Raw genomic sequence first — 21,841 nt, forward strand, 5'->3', positions numbered from 1 at the left:
GATTTCTTTTGTGCGTCGCCCACGCTTTACCGGGGCCGCAACCGGCCTATAGTTACGGGATGATCAAAACACTTACCTCTCGCGTCCGGCTGATGGCGCTTTTGCTGGTGGGGCTCGCGCTTGCGGCCTGTACCGATGCTGCGCCCAAGGGCGGCGGCGATATTCTGGTGATTGGCGATTCCGTCATGGCGTGGAACGGATCAAGCGATCAGGCGATCCCCGATGCGATGGCAGCCAGCCTTGGCCGCAATGTGGTCAGCAAGGCCGTCCCCGGGGCGCAGTTCAGCAATGACAGCACGCTCTTGTCCGCTGTCGGTTTCGACATTCAGGATCAGTACCCCGGCGGGCGGTGGAACTGGATCGTGGTGAACGGCGGGGCCAATGATCTGGGGTTCAACGACTGCAAATGCGCGGCCTGCACGCCTGTGGTCGACACGCTGATCGCTGCGGATGCCGCTACTGGGGAAATCCCCGCCTTCCTGTCGCGATTGCGCAGCACGGGCGCGCAGGTGATGTGGATGGGCTATTACGCCGGCAATGGCAAAGGGTCATTCGAGGGCTGTCGCGATGATCTGGTGCTGCTGGAACGCCGTATCGCGCGGTTTGCGGCACAAACCCCGGGGGTGACATTCCTTGATTCCGAAACCGTCATCGACCGTCAGGATCCCAGCCTGTTTGCCAGCGATAACACCCACCCGTCGCCCAAGGCCTCTGCGCTGATCGGGGCCTATCTTGCAAAAGGGATTTCCGCCCGCAGTGCCCGTTCACAATAAGCCATTGCCACGATATAGCTGATGGCTATGGCAAAACGCGCATCCTCCAAATCCAAGGGCAAAGCCAAGTCCAAGACCCCGTCCCCTGCGGCGCAGCTGCGGTCGCTCAAGCGGCGTGTGGTTCGGGGCGCGTTCAAGCTGGTGCTCGCCGTGCTTGGCCTGTTGATCGCCCTGGTGTTGCTGTTTGCGGTGATCAACCCGCCGACGACCCCCTATATGTTCAGCGAAGGCCGCAGGCTGGGGGGCGTGGACCAGCAATGGGTCGCGCTGGAAGACGTGGCCCCCGTCATGGCGCGGTCTGTCGTGGCGGCGGAAGATGCGAATTTCTGCCAGCACTGGGGCTTTGATCTGGCCGCGATCAAACGCGCCATCGCCGAAGGATCGAACCGCGGGGCATCCACCCTGTCGCAGCAGACGGTCAAGAACGTCTATCTCTGGCATGGCCGCACATGGTTGCGCAAAGCGCTCGAGGCCGGGATCACGCCGCTGGTTGAAACCGTCTGGACCAAGCGGCGCATCATCGAAGTCTATCTGAACGTGGCCGAGTTCGACGAAGGCATCTTTGGTGTCGACGCCGCGGCGCAACATTACTTTGGGGTGATTCCCGCCAAGCTGACCGCAACCCAAGCGGCGCGGCTGGCCGCGATCCTGCCGTCGCCGAAAACCCGTTCGGCCGCGCGCCCCTCTGCCGCGGTGCGCAAGCGCAGCGCCCAGATCCGCGATGGTGCGGCGACAATCAGCAAGGACGGACGGGCAGCCTGTTTCGAGAGTTGAAAAACCCAACCAAGACGGGCATGAGGATGAAACCCCTGTTTGTTAGTACCGGAACCCCTTATGGCTCGCCTGTTTCACGTCCCGCTTTCGCCGTTCTGCCGCAAAGTCCGGCTGAGCCTCGCTGAAAAGAAGATCGAGGTTGAACGCGTCGAAGAGCGGTATTGGGAGCAAGACCCAGATTTTATGCGTCGCAATCCGGCGGGCAAGGTGCCTGTATTGCAGCTTGATGGCATCATCATGTCCGAAAGTGCCGCGATCTGCGAGTATATCGAAGAGACCCGCCCCGAACCGTCGCTGATGCCCTCTGATCCGGTCCAGCGGCTTGAAGTGCGTCGTCTGGTCAGCTGGTTCGACGACAAGTTCCACGACGAGGTCACCTCGAAGCTGCTCTACGAACGGGTCAACAAAAAGGTGATGAAGCAGGGGTTTCCCGACAGCCGCAATGTCAAGGACGGGGCCAAGGCGATCAAGTATCACATCGACTATATGGCATGGCTGCTGGACCACCGGCGCTGGCTGGCGGGCGATGTGATGACGCTGGCCGATTTCGCGGCGGCGGCGCATCTGTCCTCGCTTGATTATATCTCGGATGTGGACTGGAACCGGTCCGACGTGGTCAAGGACTGGTACGCCAAGATCAAGTCCCGCCCTGCGTTCCGGTCGTTGCTGGCCGATCAGGTGCCGGGCTTCCCGCCGCCGAAGCATTACAATGACCTTGATTTCTGATCCACGCTGCGCCCGATGTCTGTGACATCGGCTGCCGATACGGACGCCCTGCGGGGCCGGTTGGTGGCGCAGGCGCTGGACGAAGGCTTTGTCTCTTGCCGGATTTGCCGCCCCGACGCGGTGCCTGATGTGCCCGAACGGCTGCAGGCGTTTGTTGATGCAGGCTATCACGGGCAGATGGCGTGGATGGCGGACCGTATGGCGTGGCGCGGCAACCCTGCCGCCCTTTGGCCCGAGGCGCGGTCGGTGATCATGCTGGCCGAAAGCTACACCCCCGAATACGACCCGACCGAGGTGCTGAACCACCCCGAAAAGGCGGGCGTGTCGGTCTATGCGCAGGGGCGAGATTACCACGACATCGTCAAGAAACGGCTCAAGCGGGTGGCGCGATGGCTGGTGGCGCAGGAACCCTGCGAGGTGAAAGTCTTTGTCGACACGGCCCCCGTGCCGGAAAAGGCGCTTGGGCAGGCGGCGGGGCTGGGCTGGCAGGGCAAGCACACCAATCTGCTAAGCCGCGACTGGGGGAACTGGGCCTTTCTGGGCGCGATTTTCACCACGTTGGATTTCACCCCCGACACGGCAGAGGTGGATCACTGCGGGTCGTGCCGGTCCTGCCTCAGGGCGTGCCCGACCAATGCCTTCCCCGCGCCCTATCAGCTGGATGCGCGGCGCTGCATTTCCTATCTGACGATTGAACACAACGGGCCGGTCGATCTTGAGCTGCGCAGCAAGATGGGCAACCGCATCTACGGCTGTGACGATTGCCTTGCCGCCTGCCCGTGGAACAAATTCGCCGTCGCGGCGAGCGATTTGCGCTATCACGGCGGTGTCGGAGCCCCCGATCTGGCAGAGCTGGCGACGCTGGATGATGCGGCCTTTCGTCTGCGGTTCAGCGGCTCGCCGATCAAGCGGATCGGGCGCAACCGGTTCATTCGCAATGTGCTTTATGCCATCGGTAACTCCGGTCAGGCGCGTCTGACCCCCGTGGCGCAGGGCCTGTTGGACGATCCGGACGCGACTGTCGCCGACGCGGCGCAATGGGCCGTGGCCCGTCTGTGCGAAAACCAAGACTGACAGGGCTGGACCGCTGCGCCGGAACAGGTAAACCCTAGGAAAACGGTGCAAGGATAGTTGAATGGCGCTTTTGCTTGGGGTCGATACGGGCGGCACCTATACGGATGCGGTGCTGATCCGCGATGAAACCACGGTGATCGCATCGGCCAAGGCGCTGACCACCCGCGCCGATCTGGCCATTGGTGTGGGGCAGGCCGTGCGCCGCGTGCTGGCGGCGGCCGATGTTTCAGCGGGTCAGGTTGCGATGGCGTCGCTGTCGACCACGCTGGCAACCAATGCGCTGGTCGAAGGGCAGGGCGGGCGCGTCGCGTTGATCTATGTCGGCTTCAAGGAACGGGATCTTGAGGCGCACGGGCTGGCAGGGGCGCTGAACGGTGACCCTTATCTGATCCTTGGCGGTGGTCATGACCACGCAGGCGCAGAGCGTGCCCCGCTGGACGAAGCCGCGCTGATCTCCTTTTTGACCGAGCAGCGTGAACAGGTCAGCGGTTTTGCCGTCGCCAGCCAGTTCGCCACGCGCAACCCCGCCCATGAACAACGCGTCGCCGACTTGGTGACGCAGGTGACGGTGCGGCCCGTGTCGGCCTCGCATCAGCTGTCGGCCAAGCTCAACGGGCCGAAACGGGCGCTGACGGCGGTGCTGAACGCGCGGCTGATCGGGATGATCGACCGGTTGATCGGGCGGGCCGAGGATGTGTTGACCGACCTTGGCATCACGGCCCCGCTGATGGTGGTGCGGGGGGACGGGGCGCTGATCTCTGCCGCGCAGGCACGGGAACGGCCGATTGAAACGATCCTCAGCGGGCCTGCGGCCTCGATCGTGGGGGCGCGGTGGATGACCGGTGCGGCGCGTGCGTTGGTCAGCGATATCGGCGGCACCACCACCGATGTAGCTCTGTTGCGCGATGGCCGGCCCGCGATCGACCCCGCAGGGGCCCGCGTCGGCAGCTACCGCACGATGGTAGAGGCCGTTGCCATGCGCACCACCGGTCTGGGGGGCGACAGCGAGGTGCATTTCCTGACCGAAGGCTTGCAGGGGGGGGTGACGCTGGGGCCCAAGCGGGTCTTGCCCATTGCCCTCATCGCGGCAGAGGCACCCGAGGTTGTCCATGCTGCGCTTGATGCGCAACTGCGCAGCACCACCCCCGGCGAATATGACGGGCGCTTTGTGCGTGCCGTGGCAGGTCAACCGCGCGAGGGGATCTCGGCGCGTGAACAAATGCTGCTGGACCGTATTGGTGACGGGCTGCACCCGATGGCCGACATCCTGCGCGCCCGCATAGAGACAGGCGCGCTGAAACGTCTGGTAGAGCGTGGCTTGGTCCAGCTGGCCGGCGTTACCCCATCGGACGCAAGCCATGTGCTGGGACGGGTCGCGGCCTGGGATGCCGAGGCCGCAGGCAAGGCGCTGCGGTTGTTTGGGCGGCGACGCACAGGCGCGGGGCAGATGCTGGCCCCTGATCCCGCCGCTATGGCGCAGATCATCGTGGATCAACTGACCGAACAGACCGCGCTGGCCATGCTGGAAGCGGCGCTGGCGGAAGAAGAGCCCGCCTTTGATACAGAACCCGAAACGCTGGCCCGCCACGAGCTGTTGCAGCGCGGGTTGCGCGGGCACGCGGGGCTTGTGCGGATCGAGGCGGCGTTGAACCTGCCGGTGATCGGGCTGGGAGCCTCTGCCGCGGCCTATTATCCGGCGGTGGGGGAACGGCTGGGCACGCAGATGATCCTGCCCGAACACGCCGCAGTGGCCAATGCCATTGGCGCTGTCGTCGGGCGGGTGACCATGCGGGAAAGCGGCACGGTGACCTCGCCCGCAGAGGGGCGGTTCAGGGTGTATCTGGCCGGCGGGCCGCAGGATTTCACGGATCAGACACAGGCGCTGAGCACGCTTGAGGCAACCCTGCGCGACAAGGCAGAGGCGGCGGCACGGGCGGCGGGGGTGGTCGATGTGCAGATCGACGTGCAACGCGACATCCGCCATGCAGAGGTCGAAAGCCGCAAGGTCTTTATCGAAGCGCTGCTGACGGTCGAGGCGACAGGCAGGCCAAGGGTCGCATCGGCCTGACGCTGCACAAAAGAAAACGGCGCAAACCCGAGGGGCTGCGCCGTTTTGCGTTTATTCTGCTGCCGCGCGTTTGGGCAGGACCCAATCGGGGCGCGGGAAGTGGCAGGTATAGCCGTTTGGAATACGCTCCAGATAATCCTGATGCTCGGGCTCTGCTTCCCAGAAATCGCTCACGGGTTCTACCTCTGTCACGACTTTGCCCGGCCAGATGCCCGATGCTTCGACATCGGCAATGGTGTCCAGCGCCGTGGCTTTCTGGTCCTCGTCGACATAGTAGATCGCCGAACGATAGCTCAGCCCGCGGTCATTGCCCTGACGGTTCAGCGTTGTCGGGTCGTGGATCTGGAAAAACAGTTCCAGCAGATCACGATAGCTGATCACGTCGTCGTCAAACATCACCTCGATCGCCTCGGCATGGGTGCCGTGGTCGCGGTAGGTGGCATTGGGCACATCGCCGCCCGAATAGCCCACGCGGGTCGATAGAACCCCCTCGCGTTTGCGGATCAGGTCCTGCATGCCCCAAAAGCATCCTCCGGCCAGTACTGCGCGTTGTTCGCTCATGCTACATCCTCCACTTGGTTGATATAATCGCCATAGCCTGCGTCTTGCATGTCGTCACGATGAATAAAGCGCAACGAGGCGGAATTGATGCAATAGCGCAGCCCGCCACGATCCGCGGGACCGTCGGGGAAAACGTGGCCCAGATGGCTGTCCCCATGGGCGCTGCGCACCTCGGTGCGGATCATCCCCAGCGACGCGTCACGCAGTTCGGCGACATGGGCCGGTTCGATGGGTTTGGTAAAGCTCGGCCAGCCGCAGCCGGAGTCGTATTTGTCCGAGGACGCGAACAGCGGCTCGCCAGAGACGATGTCTACGTAGATGCCCGGCTCTTTGTTATCGAGCAGCTTGCCCGTGCCCGGCCGTTCGGTGCCGTTCTGCTGGGTGACACGGAATTCTTCGGGGGACAGAGCGTTAATGGCGGCGTCGGTCTTTTCATAGGTCGGCATGCGAGGCTCCTTTGCGGTTTGATACATTAAATGGGGCCTGCGCGGGTTTTTCAAAGGGGTAATGCACCGACGCACCGATCTGTGACCGCCCGCCTATCGCCCAACCCCTTGGCTTGCAGGTCAGGCCCGGCGCTGCCGCGAGACCTGAACCGCGAGAATACCCAGGGCAATCACGGCGACGCCGATGATATCCTGAACCCCCAGCGGTTCGCCCAGCAAAAGCCAGGCAATCGCCACTCCGAAAAACGGATTGAGGAAATGGAAGGTCGCGGCGCGGGTGGCTCCGATACGGTTGACCAGCCAGAACCAGACCACCGTCGCCAGCAGCCCCGGCACCAGACAGGTATACAGGAACGCCAGCGCCAGCGGCCAGCTTGGGCTGATGTGCGGCGTCTCGAACAGCAAGGTCGCAATCGACAGCGCCACACAGCCGACAAGCATCTGCAAGCCCACCACCATCAGGAAGTTCCCGCCAGAGGTCGCACCGCGCACCAGCAGGGTCGCCGCTGATAGCGCGACCACACCGACGCCGCATAGCAGCAGCCCTGTCAGATCGACGCCGCCGCTGATCCGTGCCCCCATAATGATGGCCACGCCGATCACACCGGCGATCAGCCCTGCAATGCCCAACGGCTTGAGCTTTTCCCCCAGAAACAGCCATGTCGCCAGACCGACCAGCAACGGCATGGTCGAGGCGATGATCGCCGCCAGTGACGCCTGTACGGTCTGCATCGCGACAAAGTTCATCCCCAGATAGACCGCGTTTTGCAGCACGCCGAAAATGATCGTTGCCCGCCATTGCGCGCGCGTCAGCCGCCACGTCTGACCAAGCGCCAGCGCGATCCCCACGCCGATCAGGCCAGAGATCAGATACCGCGCCGACAAAGCCATCAAGGGGGACGCGTCCGCGACGATAATCCGCGCCGACGTAAAGGCAGAGGACCACATGACGGCGAAGGCCAGCCCCATGAGAATTGCACGTATATCCATGAGGGGACCTTTCAGGTTTTCCAGTGGGCGGAGACTTCCGCAGTTGTCCGACAGGGGCAAGCGCATTCAGCGCAACGCAGACCTGCGCCAAACGCAAAGGGCCGCCCGTGGGCGACCCTTTGTCAGAACAGACTGTGATCAGTCTTATTCGTTAACGCTGTCTTTCAGCGCTTTCGCGATGGTCATCTTAACAACCTTGTCCGCGTCTTTCTTGAACTGTTCGCCGGTGGCAGGGTTGCGCACCATACGCTCGGGGCGTTCGCGGCAGTAGATTTTGCCAATGCCGGGAAGTGTCACAGCGCCACCGCCGGAGACTTCTTTGGTGATCAACGCGCAAACCGCGTCCAGTGCCGCGCTTGCTGTTTTCTTGTCTTCGCCCATTTCCTCAGCCAAAGCCGCGACGAGCTGGGTTTTTGTCATTGGTTTAGTTGCCATCTTGTTTTTCTCCTTCGTCCGCCCGGATTAGGGCCTCACGCGCAGAATGTAACGGTATGTTGTGGCTGAACACAACGAATAGGTCGCAAGAAACCGCGAAAACATGCTATTTTCAGCCGATTTCGGCCTTCAGAGAAAGGCAGTTTCGTCAAACGAGCGCAATTTTCGGCTATGCAACCGCTCTAGCGGCATATCGCGCAGCTGTTCCATCGCGCGAATACCTATCATCAAGTGTCGTGCGACCTGCGTTTTGTAGAAATCAGACGCCATACCGGGCAGCTTCAATTCACCATGCAGGGGTTTGTCCGAGACGCATAGAAGCGTGCCGTAGGGCACCCGGAAGCGGTAGCCGTTGGCCGCAATCGTTGCGCTTTCCATATCCAGCGCCACGGCGCGCGACTGGCTGAGCCGTTGCACCGGACCGGATTGATCGCGCAATTCCCAGTTGCGGTTGTCGATGGTGGCAACGGTGCCCGTGCGCATGATCCGCTTCAACTCGTAGCCCTCAAGCTGGGTGACCTGTTCAACGGCGTCCTCCAGCGCGATCTGGATCTCGGCCAGCGCGGGGATCGGAACCCAGACCGGCAGGTCGTCGTCCAGCACGTGATCCTCGCGCAGATAGCCATGCGCCAGCACGAAATCCCCAAGCGCCTGTGTGTTGCGCAAACCGGCACAGTGCCCGACCATCAGCCACGCATGGGGCCGCAGCACGGCGATGTGGTCGGTCGCGGTTTTCGCGTTGGATGGGCCGACGCCGATGTTGACCAGCGTGATCCCGGACCCGTTCGCGCGCTTGAGGTGGTAGGTCGGCATCTGCGGAGTCTTGACCGACGCAGGCAGCGGCGCGTCGCCGTCCGAAATCTCGACATTGCCGGTAGAGACGAAGGACGTGTAGCCGCTATCGGGGTCGCGCAACATAGCGCGGGCGTATTCCTCGAACTCGGTGACGTAGAACTGGTAGTTGGTGAACAGCACGTGACTTTGGAAATGTTCGGGATCGGTTGCGGTGTAATGCGTCAGCCGTGCCAGCGAATAATCGACGCGCTGCGCGGTGAAGGGGGCCAGCGGGCGCACGTTGTCCAGCGGCAGATAGGTGCCGTTGACGATGTCGTCATTGGTTGTGCTCAGGTCCGGCACGTCAAACACATCGCGCAGGGTGAAATCCGCGGCACCTTCCTGCGGGATGGTCACGCTGTCGTCGTTGCTGACCGCGAAATGCACGGGGATTGGCGTGTCGGATACCGCGATGGTCACGGGCTGGCCGTGGTTTTCGATCAGCAGACGGATTTGTTGTGTCAGGTAATGTTTGAACAATTCTGGCCGCGTGATCGTGGCCGAGAAGGTGCCGGGGGACGACACATGGCCGAACGACAGCCGTGAATCCACCTGCGCATAGCTGGAGGTGGTAAACCGGATCTCGGGGTAGAAGGCCCTGATCCGCGTTTCCGGTGCGGCGCTGTCCATCGCCTTCTGGAAATGCGCGCTCAGGAAGCCTGTCGCTTGGCTGTATAGCTCGATCAGCCGTGCAACGGCGGCAGCAGCATCGGTGAACTGTTCGGCGGGGCGGGCGTCTGGGGTCAGGATTCTGGTCATGAAACAGGCTCTAACAAAGGAATAAATTCAAAACTGCGCACATCGACCAAGCCGAGGTCAGAGATGCGCAATTCGGGAATGACAACAAGCGCCAAAAGCGAATGCTGCATATAGGCGTTGTTCAGCGTGCAGCCACAGTCGCGCATTGCCTGCATCATCGCCTCGGTCTTGGCGGCGACGTCGGAGGCGGGGTTGTCGGACATCAGGCCGGCGATCGGCAGCTCGACCATGGCCAGCTCTGCCCCGTCCTTGAAGATGGTGATCCCGCCGCCAACCTCGGGCAGACGGTTCGCGGCCATCGCCATATGCTCGGTATCGGTGCCCACCACGATCATGTGGTGACTGTCATGCGCCACGGTGGACGCCATCGCCATCGGCCCCTGATAGCCAAAGCCCGAGACCAGCGCGTTGACGACAGTGCCGGTGCCGCGGTGCCGTTCGACCAGCGCGATCTGGCACACTTCTCCCGTGGACTGCACGCGGTCTTCGGTCACCGGCAGCTCGAATTTCAGCGCGCGGGTGGGGGCCTGATTCTCGACCACGCCGATCACATTCGCGGTGACGGCATTGGCCCCCGCAGGTGCGGTGATCTGGAAATCATCCGCGCCAAGGGCTTTGCCCATGTTGACGGTCTGCCGCGCGTGGGGCGGCCAGTCGTAATGCGGGCAGTCTACCAGACACGCGCCATCCTCGGCCACGATCTGTCCCCGCGCGATCACCGTCTCGATGGGGAGTGTCTTGAGGTCAGAGGTCAGGATCACATCTGCACGTCGTCCGGGCGTCAGCGATCCGATCTCGCGTTCCAGCCCAAAGTGGGTCGCGGTGTTGATCGTCGCCATTTGCAGCGCGACCAAAGGATCGCAGCCGCAGTCGATGGCATGGCGCACCACGCGGTTCATATGACCGTCATTCACCAAGGTGCCGGAATGGCAGTCATCGGTGCACAGGATCATGTTGCGCGAATCCAGGCCTTTTTCGGTGATCGCGGTGATCTGTGTTTCAACGTCATACCACGCGGACCCCAGCCGGATCATCGACCGCATCCCCTGACGCATCCGCGCAATGGCATCCGCCTCGCAGGTGCCCTCGTGATCATCCGCAGGGCCGCCCGCCACATAGGCCGCAAAGGCGGGCCCCAGATCGGGGGAGGCATAGTGCCCGCCCACAGTCTTGCCCGCGCGTTGCGTCGCGGCGATCTCGGCCAACATCTTGGGGTCGCCCGCGGTCACTCCGGGGAAGTTCATCATCTCGCCCAGACCGATGATACCGGGCCAGTGCATGGCCTCGGCGACATCCTCTGCCGTGATTTCAAAGCCGGTGGTTTCCAGACCGGGGGCAGAGGGCGCACAGGACGGCATCTGGGTGAAGATGTTCACCGGCTGCATCAGGGCTTCGTCATGCATCATGCGCACGCCTTCCAGCCCCAGCACATTGGCGATCTCATGCGGGTCGGTGAACATCGACGTGGTGCCATGGGGGATCACAGCGCGGGCGAATTCCGCCGGCGTCAGCATACCGCTTTCGATGTGCATATGCCCGTCACACAGGCCGGGGATCATATAGCGGCCCTTTGCCTCGATCACCTTGGTCGTGTCGCCTTTGCAGTGGCTGGCGTCCGGCCCGACAAAGGCAATGCGCCCCGCCTTGATCGCGATATCATGGTCCGGCAGGGTTTCGCGCGTGTGCACGTTGACCCAGCTACCGCCGGTGATAATCGTATCCGCAGCGCTGCGTCCTGCCGCAACAGCGACCAGTTGATCGGCCACATCGGGCCACGAGGGGAATGTGTGTTCTTTCATACCTGACGTTGACACGAAGATCGCCCGAGGTTCAAGCCAGAGCCGTCCAGCGCCGTGGCGTTTGCACTGTCCGTGCCGACTGGGCTAACTGTCTGCAACCGACAGGACATAAGGCGACCCCATGAAGATCATGTTTGTGCACCAGAATATGCCCGGCCAATACCGCGAGCTGGTGCAATGGCTGGCCGATCAACGCACACACCAGATCTATTTCCTGACCCAACGCAAAAATCCGCCCCGTTTTGATGGCGTCGAGACACGGGTCTACAAGGCGCATCACAGACCGGCAGAGAATGCCTATGGGCTGTCGAAGAACTGGGAGGAATCTACCGGCAACGGCTTGGGGGCCGCCCGCGCGGCCAAACAGATCGAGACCCGCGAAGGGTTCAAGCCCGATATCGTGGTGGGGCATGTGGGCTGGGGGGAGCTGACGTTTTTCAAGCAGATCTGGCCCGATGTCCCGATCATCGGCTTCTTCGAGTATTACTACAGCGACACCGGCGGCCCTGTTGGGTTCGACCCCGAAGACCCCGTGACCGAGAATACCCCCTTTCTGTTGCACGCGCGCAATGCCGTGCCGCTGGCCAATATCGAAACCGTCGATGTCGGGCTCAGCCCGACCTACTGGCAGCGCGACCGTTTTCCGCAAAGCTTTCATCGCAAGCTTTATGTTTGTCACGACGGGATACGCACAGACCAGCTGCGCCCCGATCCGGCGGTGACGCTCAAGCTGGGGCGGATGGATCGCGCCCTGACCAAGGATGACGAGGTGCTGACCTTTGTGTCGCGCAACCTTGAACGCACGCGGGGTTTTCATGTGTTCATGCGCGCATTGCCACGTATTCTGAAACAACGCCCCGATGCGCGGGTGTTGGTGGTGGGGGGCAACGACACCTCTTATGGCGGCAAAAGCAAACACCCCGGGGGCCTGCGCGCCGAGATGGAGGCAGAGGTGGGCAAGCACGTCGATTGGTCGCGGGTGCATTTTCTGGGCAAGCTGTCCTACGAGGACTACCAGAAGGTGATACAGATCAGCCGCTGCCATCTTTATCTGACCATGCCATTTGTGCTGTCGTGGTCCCTGCTCGAGGCGATGGCGATGGGCGCGACGATTGTCGGCTCTGACGTGGCCCCCGTGCGCGAGGCGATTACCCACGGCGAAACCGGTCTGCTGTGCGATTTCTTCGATCCCGATGCGCTGGGCGATCAGGTGGCGGATGTGCTGGGCAATCCGGCGGCCTATGCGCATCTGGGGCCTGCGGCGCGGGCGCATGTGGTCCAGACGTACGACTTCCTGACCAAATGTCTGCCGGAACATATCGCGCAGATGAATGCATTGGTCCCCGAAGGGCAGCGGATTGCCTTGCCCCGGACCGCCACCACATAGAAAGGACGCCTCATGGAGAAAACGCTGCTGTCGATCGGGCATGGCTTTAGCGCGCGCGCCCTTGCCGCACGGCTGGTGCCGCAGGGCTGGCGCATCGTCGGCACCACGCGCAGTCCCGACAAGGCAGATGCCATCGCGGACACAGGCGTTGAACCCGTCGTCTGGCCGGGGGCCGATCTGGGGGCGTTGATCGCGCAGTTTCCCAATGTGCTCGTCTCGGCGGGACCGGACAGCGCAGGCGATCCGGTCTTGAATGCGGTCGAGGATGCGGTCACCCGCGCCGCGTCCGATCTGCGGTGGGTCGGCTACCTGTCGACAACAGGCGTTTACGGTGACCACGACGGCGATTGGGTGGACGAGGACACGCCGCTGACACCATCGACCAAGCGCGGACGCGCCCGTGTCACGGCAGAGGCACGGTGGCAGGCGATCCCCGATCTGCCGCTGCATATCTTTCGCCTCGCAGGGATCTATGGCCCCGGACGCGGTCCCTTTGCCAAGGTGCGGGCCGGAACGGCGCGGCGGATCATCAAGCAGGGGCAGGTCTTCTCTCGCATCCATGTCGAGGATATTGCCCAAGCGCTTGAGCTGTCCTTGCAGCGGCCCGACCCGGGCGCGGTCTATAATCTGTGCGACGATGACCCCGCGCCACCGCAAGACGTGATCGCCCACGCGGCAGAGCTGCTTGGCCTGCCCGTGCCCCCCGCGATCCCCTTTGATCAGGCCGATATGACCCCGATGGCCCGCAGCTTTTACGCGGAAAGCAAGAAGGTTCGGAACGACCGTATCAAGCAGGCGTTAGGCTGGGCACCGCAGTTCCCCACCTATCGGGCCGGGCTGGCGGCATTACTTGCACAAGACAGCTGACCTTTGGGGGGTATATGCACAATATCGAGGAGCGTAGCCTCACCCATCTGCTGGACGGGATGGAACAAGCGGCCAGCCGCGAGATGGTCACGATCAACGATGTGCTGAACGAATTCGGAGAGCGGTCCCTGCTCCCGTTCATTCTGCTGGCCGCGTTGCTGTTGGTGTCGCCGCTGTCTGGTGTCTTTGGTGTGTCCAGTTTCATGGCGATGGTGATCATCGTGCTGTCGGCGCAGGCGGTCTATGGGCGCAAACGTCTGTGGTTGCCGCAGTTCCTGCTGCGCCGCGAGGTCAAGTCATCCCGGTTGCTGTTCTGCGTGCGGTGGCTGCGCAAGCCCGCGGCGTTTTTTGATCGCCACTCGGGCAAAAGGCTCCAGTTTCTGACGACAGGCCCGATGCGTCTGCTGACGTTGGTGACCTGCGTGATCCTGCCTGTGGGCTGGCCCTTGCTTGAATTCGTGCCCTTCGCGTCGTCCTTCGGGGGCGGAACGGTGGCGCTGTTTGCCTTTGGTCTGTTCACCCGTGACGGGCTTTATGTGCTGCTGGGGTATCTGACAATCCTGCTGACATCGCTGACCTTTTACGCCGTCATTTTCTGATTACCCCAGATAGGCGCGCAGCGCGTCGGGCGGGTTGTCCATCAACGCTGCGGCAGGCTGCGGCGGATGCGCGGTGCCACCTTCGACAAAGATCACCTGATCCGCGATACGGCGCACGTCCTCGGGGGCGTGGGTGACCATGATCAACGCGGCTTTGGTCTCTGCGGCGAGGGCGGCCACCAGATCCAGCATGTCGTTGCGCAAAGCGGGGCCAAGTGCGGCAAAGGGTTCGTCGAGCAGCACAAGCGGGCGGGCTTGTACCAGCACCCGTGCGAGGGCCACACGGCTTTGCTGCCCGCCGGAAAGCTCGGAGGGTTTGCGCCCGGCCATCCCCTGCAGCCCGACGCGATCGAGCGCCTCGTGTACACGGGTTTGTTCCGCAGTGCCGAGCCGCAGGTCGGGGCGCAGCCCCAGCCCCACATTCTGCATCACGCTGAGATGGGGAAAGAGGTTGTTATCCTGAAAAAGCATCGTCATCGGCCGCGCACCGGGGGCGGCTTGGGTGATGTCTTTGCCCCGCCACAGCAGCCTGCCGGACCTGAGCGGAATGAACCCGCAAAGCGCCCCCAGCAGGGTGGATTTCCCCGCACCCGAGGGGCCGATCACCGCATAGGTCTGCGCGGGCGCTAGGGTCAGGTCGGCGTGCAGGGTAAAGCTGCCCTGGGTGATCTGTGCGGTCTCAAGCGTCAGCATGCCAGCGCCCTCCCTTGTCGAATATCCAGAAAATCCCAAGCGACAGCGCCAGCAGGATCAGGGCGGCACCGGCCGCGGCCTCCATCCGGTAGGCCCCCATCAAGCGGTACATTTCCAGCGGCAGGGTGGCACTGTCGGGGTCGGCGAACAAGGCGATGACCCCCAGATCGCCCATCGACAGGGCACCGGTCAGCCCTGCGGCAAAGCCGATCTGCGGGCGCAAGCGTGGCAGGATCAGCCAGCGCCAAAGCGGCCATCCGGTCAGCCCCAGCATCTGCGCCTGCCGGCCATAGATCTGCACCGTGTCGCGCAGGCGGGGCACCAGAATACGCAGGGCAAAGGGCAGGGCCATCAGCGCATTGACCAGCGCCGTGACGGGCAGGGCCAGCGCAAAGGGGCTGGCGACAGGGTTGATCAGAATGAACCAGCCAGTGCCGATCATCAGCGGAGAGGCCGCAAGCCCCAAGAGGCCCACCGCCTCTACCCCGCCGCGGGCGCGGGTCGCGATCCATCCGGCAAGGGGCAGGGCCAAAGCCAGCAAGACCACCACGCTGATCAGCGCCACGATGAGTGAGGTGCCCGCTGCCTGCCACACGCTGGCGGGCATTTGCGGCAGGCCGATCGCCCCGCGCAGCACGACCGAGGTCAGGGGCAGCAGCAGAAACCCCGCCGCCAACGTGATGAACAGCGCGTCGAGCCCGCGTTGCAGCCCACCACGTGCGTCCCAGCGGTGCAGGGGGCGGTCCTGCCCGCCGCCCAGACTGATCGCGGGAATGATCCACAGCGCCAGCGCGGCGGTGCTGCCCGCAAGCCCAAGCTGCACCAGCGACAGCAGCGCTGCACGGTTCAGGTCAAAGTCGAAACGGAACGCCTGATAGATCGCAAGCTCGATCGTCGTGGCGCGGGGACCGCCGCCGAGGGTCAGCGCCACGGCAAAGCTGGTCAGGCAGATCACAAAGATCAACGCTGCGGTGCCGGGCAGGATTTGCCGCAGGAGGGGACGCTCGATGCTGCGAAATACCGCGCGCGGGGTCAGGCCAAGCTGTGCGGCCAGCCGGAACCGTTCCGCGGGCACGGTCTGCCATGCCTGCAACAACAGCCGCGTGGCCAGCGGGAGGTTAAAGAAGACATGCGCCAGCACCACGCCGTGCAGCCCGTAGATCGTGATGCCGGGCAATCCGACCGCCGCCAGCGCCGCATTGAGCCAGCCCGCGCGGCCAAAGACCGCAAGCACCCCCAGCACGGCGACAATCACCGGCAGGATGAACGGTGCCCCCAGCAGCGTGACCAGTAGCCCGCGCCCGACAAAGCGCCGTCGCGCCAAGGCGCGGGCGACAGGGATTGCCAGCACGGTAGACAGCAGGGCGGAAAGCGCGGCCTGTAACACGGTAAACCGGATCGCGGACCAATCGGCCGGGCCAAGCCCGCTGCCGAACTCGGCCCGCCACAGCACCGCCCCCACCGCAGCAAGGATCAGCGCCGCAACCAGAATGGCGGCGCTGATGCCGGTCTTCGTGCTTATTGCGACAGCGCGGAGAGCCATTCGGCCAATGCTTCCTCGCGCAGGGCGGGCACGTCATCGTTCGGGATCAGCAGCGCCTTGCCCGGTTCGATCAACTGTTCAAAGCCTTCGGGCAGCCCGCCTTGGGGCGTGACGGCAGGGTACATCCAGTTGGTCGTGGGCAGCACCGATTGCGCCGCGTCCGATACCATGAACTGCATGAACTGATCGGCCAGCTCGGGCTGGTCGCTGCCCGCCAGTTTGCCGACCACTTCGATCTGCATGTAATGGCCTTCGTCAAAAGCGGCGGCGGCTTTGGTCGTGTCCTCTTCGGCGATCAGGTGGTAGGCGGGGGATGTGGTATAGCTCAGCACCATGTCGGCCTCGCCTTCAAGAAACAGGCCGTAGGCTTCGGACCAGCCCTTGGTCACGGTCACGACGTTATCCGCCAGGCCTTCCCAGATCGCAGGGGCCTCGTCGCCATAAGCGTCCTTGACCCACATCAGCAGGCCCAGCCCGGGGGTAGAGGACCGCGGGTCCTGGATCACGATCTTGAGGTCACTGTCGGCCAGAGCGCGAAAATTCGCGGGCGGGGTCAGATCGGCGTTATGGACGAAGGCGAAATAACCCCAGTCGTAGGGAGCAAAGCTGTCGTCCTCCCATGTGACCGGCAGGTCATAATCCGCGTTCACTGTGGCGGGCGCGAACAACCCTGTTTCCTTGGCCGCCGCGATCAGGCTGGTATCAAGCCCCAGCACCAGATCGGCGTCAGACCGCGCGCCTTCCAGCTTGAGCCGCGCCAGCAGCGCCGCGCCATCGCCCATGCCGACGAATTTCAGATCGCAGGCGCATTCGGCCTCGAAGGCCGCTTCGATCACGGGGCCGGGGCCCCATTCGGCGACAAAGCTGTCGTAGGTATAGACCACCAGTTCGGGCGTCTCGGCCCATGCTTGCGTGGCGAAAAGCGTGGTGGCAGCAAGTGTAAGATACTTCATGGCATCCTCCAAAATGCGGCGTCAGAAAGCGTTGGAGGTGTATCCAGACCTTCCCTCCGCCGGTGTTAACCGGTTCAGGTTCAACGGGTCCGTGCGCGCACATCTCAGCCTGTCAGGCCCCCCGAGGTATCTTATCGGTAGAACGCCTGTCGCCCGCGCGCAAGGTGAAACCCCTTGAGGCATGGTGCAGCCCCCGTTAAGGATCACCGCCAAAGGAGCACCGCCCATGTCGATCAACAGCTTTGGCCATCTTTTCCGCGTGACCACCTGGGGCGAAAGCCACGGGCCTGCTTTGGGGGCCACGGTGGACGGCTGCCCTCCCGGTGTGACGATCACCGAAGAGATGATCCAGCACTGGATGGACAAGCGCAAACCCGGCCAGAACAAATACACCACACAGCGCCGCGAGGCGGATGAGGTGCGTATTTTGTCGGGCGTGTTCGAAGGCGTCACCACCGGCACGCCGATTCAGCTGATGATCGAGAACACCGACCAGCGGTCCAAGGACTACGGCGACATCAAGGACAAGTTCCGCCCCGGTCACGCCGACATCACCTATTTCCAGAAATACGGCATCCGCGATTATCGCGGGGGCGGGCGGTCCTCGGCACGTGAAACCGCGTCGCGTGTGGCGGCGGGTGGCCTTGCGCGCGAAGCGATCAAGGCGATTGCACCGAATGTGCAGATCACCGGCTACATGGTGCAGATGGGCCCGCACAAGATCGACCGCGACGCGTTTGACTGGGACCAGATCGAACAGAACCCGTTCTGGGTGCCCGACGCCAAAGCGGCAGAAGAGTGGGCGGCGTATCTGGACGGTCTGCGCAAATCCGGATCCTCCGTCGGTGCGATCATCGAGGTGACAGCGCGCGGCGTGCCCGCGGGCCTTGGCGCGCCGGTCTATGGCAAGCTCGACACCGATCTTGCCGCCGCGATGATGAGCATCAACGCCGTCAAAGGCGTGGAGATTGGCGAAGGCATGTCCGCCGCCATGCTGACCGGAGAGCTGAACGCGGACGAGATCAGCATGGGCCCCGATGGCCCTGTCTATTCGTCGAACCACGCGGGCGGTATTCTGGGCGGCATCAGCACCGGTCAGGACATCGTGCTGCGTTTCGCGGTCAAGCCAACGTCAAGCATCCTGACCACACGCAAGACAATCACCAAGACCGGCGAAGATACGCAGATCATTACCAAAGGCCGCCATGACCCCTGCGTCGGCATCCGCGCCGTGCCGGTGGGCGAAGCGATGATGGCCTGCGTGCTGCTTGACCATATGCTGTTGCACCGCGGTCAGGTCGGCGAAAACCGCGGCATCATCGGCTAAGTCGCGCGGAACGCTTGGATTTTCCGCATGTTGGCGGGAATACGACGCGCAAGTTGACGCGGGGTCTTGCAACTTGAAACCTGCAGGCGCAAGCATGCGCCATGCAAAGCACCACGACAGAGCACCGCCCCGGCCGGGCCATCGCCCTTAAACTGGGGGCGGTCTTTCTGTTCTCGGTCATGGCGGCCCTCATCAAGATCGCGACGGCCACCGTGCCCGCCGCCCAAGCGGTGTTCTACCGGTCGTTCTTTGCCTTCCCGATGATCATCCTGTGGCTATGGCAAAGCGGCGACCTGCGCGACGGGCTGAAGCCAAGCAATCTGATGGGCCACGTCTGGCGCGGCGTTTTCGGGACCACGGCGATGGCGCTGACCTTTGCCGGGCTTAGCCTGCTGCCCCTGCCAGAGGTCACCGCGATCGGCTATGCCACGCCGCTTTTCACGGTCATCTTCGCCGCGATATTCCTGGGCGAACAGGTGCGTGTGTTCCGACTGTCTGCGGTGGCCGTGGGGCTGATCGGCGTGCTGATCGTTCTGTATCCCCGCTTTACCGTAGGCGGGGATAGCGTGTCGCAGCTTGCCATGCTGGGGGCGATGATGGTGGTTGCCGCGTCGATCATGCGCGCGCTTGTCCAGATCCACGTGCGCCGATTGGTGCAAACCGACAGCACGGCGGCCATCGTGTTCTATTTCTCGCTCACCGCGACCTGCCTGTCGTTCCTCACGCTGCCCGCAGGCATGGTGATCAACTGGGAGCCGCTTTGGTGGGTGAACCCCGGTTGGCAAGTCTCGGCGCTGTTGATCCTGTCGGGCATGATCGGCGGGGTGTCGCAGATCATGATCACGGCCTCTTACCGCTTTGGCCCGGTGTCGATGCTCGCCCCGTTCGACTATGCCTCTATGCTGTTCGCGGTGATGATCGGCTGGGTGCTTTTCAGCGAAATCCCGACGCCTGCAATCCTAATCGGTGCCGGTCTGGTCATCGCCGGCGGTGCCGCGATCATCTGGCGGGAACGGCAGTTGGGACTGGATCGATCCAAATCCAAGGCCAGCAGCACGCCGCAGGGAACGCCCAGCTGACCGGTTGAAATTACGTGCCCTGATTGAATTTCATGTTAGCCTAACCCTCTAGGGTGTGGAGCAGCGGATATCCCGTCGGTGCTGCACCCTGTTTTCTGGGAGGGAAGAAAGATGAAATTTACCAAGATTATCGCAACTGCCTTGTCCATCGGTGTCGGGGCATCTGCCGCATGGGCGCAAGACTGTGACCATTCGCATTGGGGCCCTGACGACCAGCTGGGGTCGGCGAACCTGATCTCGACCGAGCGCACGTTGGAGGCCGCCAAGCTGATCAAGCAGGGGAAATCGATGCCGCTCGGGATCGTGATCGGGCCGGATACACCTGCCTTCCCGCCCCGTTCGCTGAGCCTTCAGGTGGTCCAGCCGAACCAGCACGGCGGCCAAAAGCTGTCGTCCTTTGGCTACGAGGGCAATTATAACGACGATCTGCTGCAAACCTGGATCGGTATCGGGTCGCAGTTGGACGGGCTTGGGCATCTGGGCGAAGACGGGATGTATTATAACTGCCTAGACGAAAAGGAAATCTCGGCGATCAGCGGCCTGACCAAATTGGGGACGCATGCCGTGCCGCCCTTGGTCGGGCGCGCTGTGATCATCGATATGGCCAAGCACATGGGCAAAGATGTGTTGGCCGCCGGTGAGCATTTTGGCGAGGCAGAGATCACCGCCGCGATGGAGGCGCAGCAGATCACGGTAAACGAAGGGGATATCGTGCTGTTTCACACGGGCTGGACCGACGGCATGATGGAAAGCGACCCAACGGCCTGGGGGTCCACCGAGCCGGGGCTGAATAACGAAGGCGCGGTGTTTATGGCGTCGATGAACCCGATGGCCGTGGGTGCAGACACATGGGGCCTAGAAGCCATTCCACCCAAAGAGGGGGACAAGGTGTTCTATGGCCATGTCACGCTGCTCAAGGACAACGGCATCTATATTCTGGAGACGATGAACACAGGACCGCTGGTCGCGGAAGGCGTGCAAGAGTTCATGTTTGTGCTCGGGCAGCCGCTGATCAAAGGCACGGTACAGGCGATGATCAATCCGGTCGCGCTTTACTAATACGACGTGCTGCACCGCAGGCGCGGACATGAAAACGGCGCGGGGGGAGAGCCCCTCGCGCCGTTTGTTTTGATGGGGCAGGTCAGGACCGGACGAGCTTTTCGTAGTCTTCCGAAATCTCGCGGGTGAGCGCGCCGACCTCGAAGGTGTAGTCGCCGATCTGTCCGACGGGTGTGACCTCGGCCGCGGTGCCGGTCAGCCAGCATTGCTCGAAGCCTTCCAGCTCTTCCGGCATGATGTGGCGTTCGTGCACGGTCAGGCCCTTTTCCTTGAGCATCCCGATGACGGTCTGACGGGTCAGCCCGTTGAGGAAGCAATCGGCCAGCGGCGTGTGCACTTCGCCGTCCTTGACGAAAAAGATGTTCGCGCCGGTCGCTTCGGCCACATAGCCACGGTAGTCCATGAACAGCGCGTCGGAACAGCCCTTGGCCTCTGCCGCGTGTTTGGAGGTGGTGCAGATCATATACAGGCCCGCCGCTTTGGCGTGTACGGGGATCGTTTCGGGCGACGGGCGCTTCCACTTCGAGATGTCGAGCTTGGCGCCCTTCATCTTGGCGTCGCCGTAATAGTTGCCCCATTCCCAGCCCGCGATGGCCAGACGCACAGGGTTGCGCGCCGCCGAGACACCCATGTCGGGGCCGGCACCACGCCACGCGACCGCACGGACATAGGCATCGGTCCAGCCGTTCGCCTTGAGCATCTCGTATTTCGCGGCTTCGATCTCGTCCACGGAATAGGGGATTTCGAAGTCGAGGTATTGCGCCGATTTGCGCAGCCGTTCCGAATGCTCGCGGCCTTTGAAAATCTTGCCATTGTAGCAGCGTTCGCCCTCGAACACCGATGACGCATAGTGCATGGCGTGGGTCAGGATGTGGACATTGGCGTCGCGCCAATCGACCATTTTACCGTCCAACCAGATTTTGCCGTCGCGATCGTCGTATGCGCCGTCCATGATGTATCCTTCCTCAAAGCACCTCGGGATTTATGAAAATTGCGTGAAACCCGCTGCGTGCAGACATATAATTACGCAAAACATGGGATTCGATAGCCTTTGACTCTTGGAAAGTCAATAACGCTGACGTAAGCTCTTGGCGC

Annotated in this window: 21 protein-coding genes and 1 riboswitch; of the genes, 11 read left to right on the forward strand and 10 right to left on the reverse strand. The window is 62.8% G+C overall.

Going from position 1 to position 21,841, the window contains the following annotated elements:
- Positions 1-59: 59 nt before the first annotated feature.
- The 5 genes from AB1495_RS06535 to AB1495_RS06555 all read left to right on the forward strand — a co-directional run bounded on the left by AB1495_RS06535 (position 60) and on the right by AB1495_RS06555 (position 5,415).
- Complete coding sequence (locus tag AB1495_RS06535) at positions 60-773, forward strand: SGNH/GDSL hydrolase family protein (protein WP_074636259.1); 714 nt, start codon at positions 60-62, stop codon at positions 771-773.
- A gap of 27 nt (positions 774-800) precedes the next feature.
- Positions 801-1,547 (forward strand): monofunctional biosynthetic peptidoglycan transglycosylase, encoded by a 747-nt coding sequence (mtgA, locus tag AB1495_RS06540; RefSeq protein WP_037942915.1) that lies wholly within the window; start codon positions 801-803, stop codon positions 1,545-1,547.
- Positions 1,548-1,607: 60 nt separating this feature from the next.
- Entirely contained in the window at positions 1,608-2,273 is a 666-nt protein-coding gene (locus AB1495_RS06545; RefSeq protein WP_005850934.1) for a glutathione S-transferase family protein, read from the forward strand.
- A gap of 15 nt (positions 2,274-2,288) precedes the next feature.
- Positions 2,289-3,347, forward strand: a complete 1,059-nt coding sequence (gene queG / locus AB1495_RS06550) for a tRNA epoxyqueuosine(34) reductase QueG (RefSeq protein WP_074636257.1) — start codon at positions 2,289-2,291, stop codon at positions 3,345-3,347.
- Positions 3,348-3,408: 61 nt separating this feature from the next.
- Positions 3,409-5,415, forward strand: a complete 2,007-nt coding sequence (locus AB1495_RS06555) for a hydantoinase/oxoprolinase N-terminal domain-containing protein (RefSeq protein ID WP_074636255.1) — start codon at positions 3,409-3,411, stop codon at positions 5,413-5,415.
- Between the two features lie 51 nt (positions 5,416-5,466).
- Here AB1495_RS06555 and msrA read toward each other — a convergent pair whose 3' ends face one another.
- The 6 genes from msrA to ade form a co-directional block, all read right to left on the reverse strand.
- Positions 5,467-5,976 (reverse strand): peptide-methionine (S)-S-oxide reductase MsrA, encoded by a 510-nt coding sequence (gene msrA, locus AB1495_RS06560; RefSeq protein ID WP_037942922.1) that lies wholly within the window; start codon positions 5,974-5,976, stop codon positions 5,467-5,469.
- Positions 5,973-6,422: a peptide-methionine (R)-S-oxide reductase MsrB gene (gene msrB / locus AB1495_RS06565; RefSeq protein ID WP_037954063.1), complete on the reverse strand. Its 450-nt coding sequence runs from the start codon at positions 6,420-6,422 to the stop codon at positions 5,973-5,975. Before msrB ends, msrA begins: the two co-directional genes overlap by 4 nt.
- A 120-nt stretch (positions 6,423-6,542) precedes the next feature.
- A complete protein-coding gene (locus AB1495_RS06570; RefSeq protein WP_074636253.1) occupies positions 6,543-7,412 on the reverse strand; it encodes a DMT family transporter in 870 nt (289 codons plus the stop codon).
- A 144-nt stretch (positions 7,413-7,556) separates the two neighbouring features.
- Complete coding sequence (locus AB1495_RS06575; RefSeq protein ID WP_235183739.1) at positions 7,557-7,847, reverse strand: HU family DNA-binding protein; 291 nt, start codon at positions 7,845-7,847, stop codon at positions 7,557-7,559.
- A 129-nt stretch (positions 7,848-7,976) separates the two neighbouring features.
- Positions 7,977-9,440, reverse strand: a complete 1,464-nt coding sequence (locus AB1495_RS06580) for an AMP nucleosidase (protein ID WP_005850943.1) — start codon at positions 9,438-9,440, stop codon at positions 7,977-7,979.
- Entirely contained in the window at positions 9,437-11,239 is a 1,803-nt protein-coding gene (ade, locus tag AB1495_RS06585; protein ID WP_074636251.1) for an adenine deaminase, read from the reverse strand. Before ade ends, AB1495_RS06580 begins: the two co-directional genes overlap by 4 nt.
- A gap of 121 nt (positions 11,240-11,360) precedes the next feature.
- On the opposite strand from ade, the gene AB1495_RS06590 reads away from it, so the two are divergent.
- The 3 genes from AB1495_RS06590 to AB1495_RS06600 are packed head-to-tail and all read left to right on the forward strand — an operon-like array spanning position 11,361 to position 14,092.
- A complete protein-coding gene (locus AB1495_RS06590) occupies positions 11,361-12,626 on the forward strand; it encodes a glycosyltransferase family 4 protein (protein ID WP_074636249.1) in 1,266 nt (421 codons plus the stop codon).
- Between the two features lie 12 nt (positions 12,627-12,638).
- Complete coding sequence (locus tag AB1495_RS06595; protein ID WP_074636246.1) at positions 12,639-13,493, forward strand: SDR family oxidoreductase; 855 nt, start codon at positions 12,639-12,641, stop codon at positions 13,491-13,493.
- Positions 13,494-13,507: 14 nt separating this feature from the next.
- Positions 13,508-14,092, forward strand: coding sequence for an exopolysaccharide biosynthesis protein (locus tag AB1495_RS06600; RefSeq protein ID WP_009825800.1), 585 nt, complete (start codon positions 13,508-13,510; stop codon positions 14,090-14,092).
- Here the strand turns inward: AB1495_RS06600 and AB1495_RS06605 are convergent, their stop codons facing one another.
- From AB1495_RS06605 to thiB, 3 genes are read right to left on the reverse strand one after another with little or no spacing between them, the layout of a single operon-like run.
- Positions 14,093-14,785 (reverse strand): ATP-binding cassette domain-containing protein, encoded by a 693-nt coding sequence (locus AB1495_RS06605; RefSeq protein WP_074636293.1) that lies wholly within the window; start codon positions 14,783-14,785, stop codon positions 14,093-14,095.
- On the reverse strand, positions 14,772-16,328 hold the full coding sequence (locus AB1495_RS06610) for a thiamine/thiamine pyrophosphate ABC transporter permease ThiP (RefSeq protein ID WP_074636244.1): 1,557 nt from the start codon (positions 16,326-16,328) through the stop codon (positions 14,772-14,774). The genes AB1495_RS06605 and AB1495_RS06610 overlap by 14 nt, the downstream gene beginning before the upstream one ends.
- A complete protein-coding gene (gene thiB, locus AB1495_RS06615; protein WP_074636243.1) occupies positions 16,304-17,281 on the reverse strand; it encodes a thiamine ABC transporter substrate binding subunit in 978 nt (325 codons plus the stop codon). Before thiB ends, AB1495_RS06610 begins: the two co-directional genes overlap by 25 nt.
- 34 nt (positions 17,282-17,315) lie before the next feature.
- Positions 17,316-17,415, reverse strand: a riboswitch (TPP riboswitch).
- A 92-nt stretch (positions 17,416-17,507) separates the two neighbouring features.
- Here thiB and aroC point away from each other — a divergent pair.
- From aroC to AB1495_RS06630, 3 genes are all read left to right on the forward strand, one after another.
- The gene (aroC, locus tag AB1495_RS06620; protein WP_009825804.1) at positions 17,508-18,608 is read left to right on the forward strand and encodes a chorismate synthase; all 1,101 of its coding nucleotides are present in this window, start codon (positions 17,508-17,510) and stop codon (positions 18,606-18,608) included.
- 101 nt (positions 18,609-18,709) lie between these two features.
- Complete coding sequence (locus AB1495_RS06625; protein ID WP_005850952.1) at positions 18,710-19,687, forward strand: DMT family transporter; 978 nt, start codon at positions 18,710-18,712, stop codon at positions 19,685-19,687.
- A 111-nt stretch (positions 19,688-19,798) separates the two neighbouring features.
- The gene (locus AB1495_RS06630; protein ID WP_005850953.1) at positions 19,799-20,746 is read left to right on the forward strand and encodes a cyclase family protein; all 948 of its coding nucleotides are present in this window, start codon (positions 19,799-19,801) and stop codon (positions 20,744-20,746) included.
- A gap of 82 nt (positions 20,747-20,828) precedes the next feature.
- Here AB1495_RS06630 and AB1495_RS06635 read toward each other — a convergent pair whose 3' ends face one another.
- Complete coding sequence (locus AB1495_RS06635) at positions 20,829-21,698, reverse strand: branched-chain amino acid aminotransferase (protein WP_005850954.1); 870 nt, start codon at positions 21,696-21,698, stop codon at positions 20,829-20,831.
- Between the last annotated feature and the right edge of the window lie 143 nt (positions 21,699-21,841).

The organism is Sulfitobacter pontiacus, assembly GCF_040790665.1.
GTDB classification, from domain to species: domain Bacteria; phylum Pseudomonadota; class Alphaproteobacteria; order Rhodobacterales; family Rhodobacteraceae; genus Sulfitobacter; species Sulfitobacter pontiacus.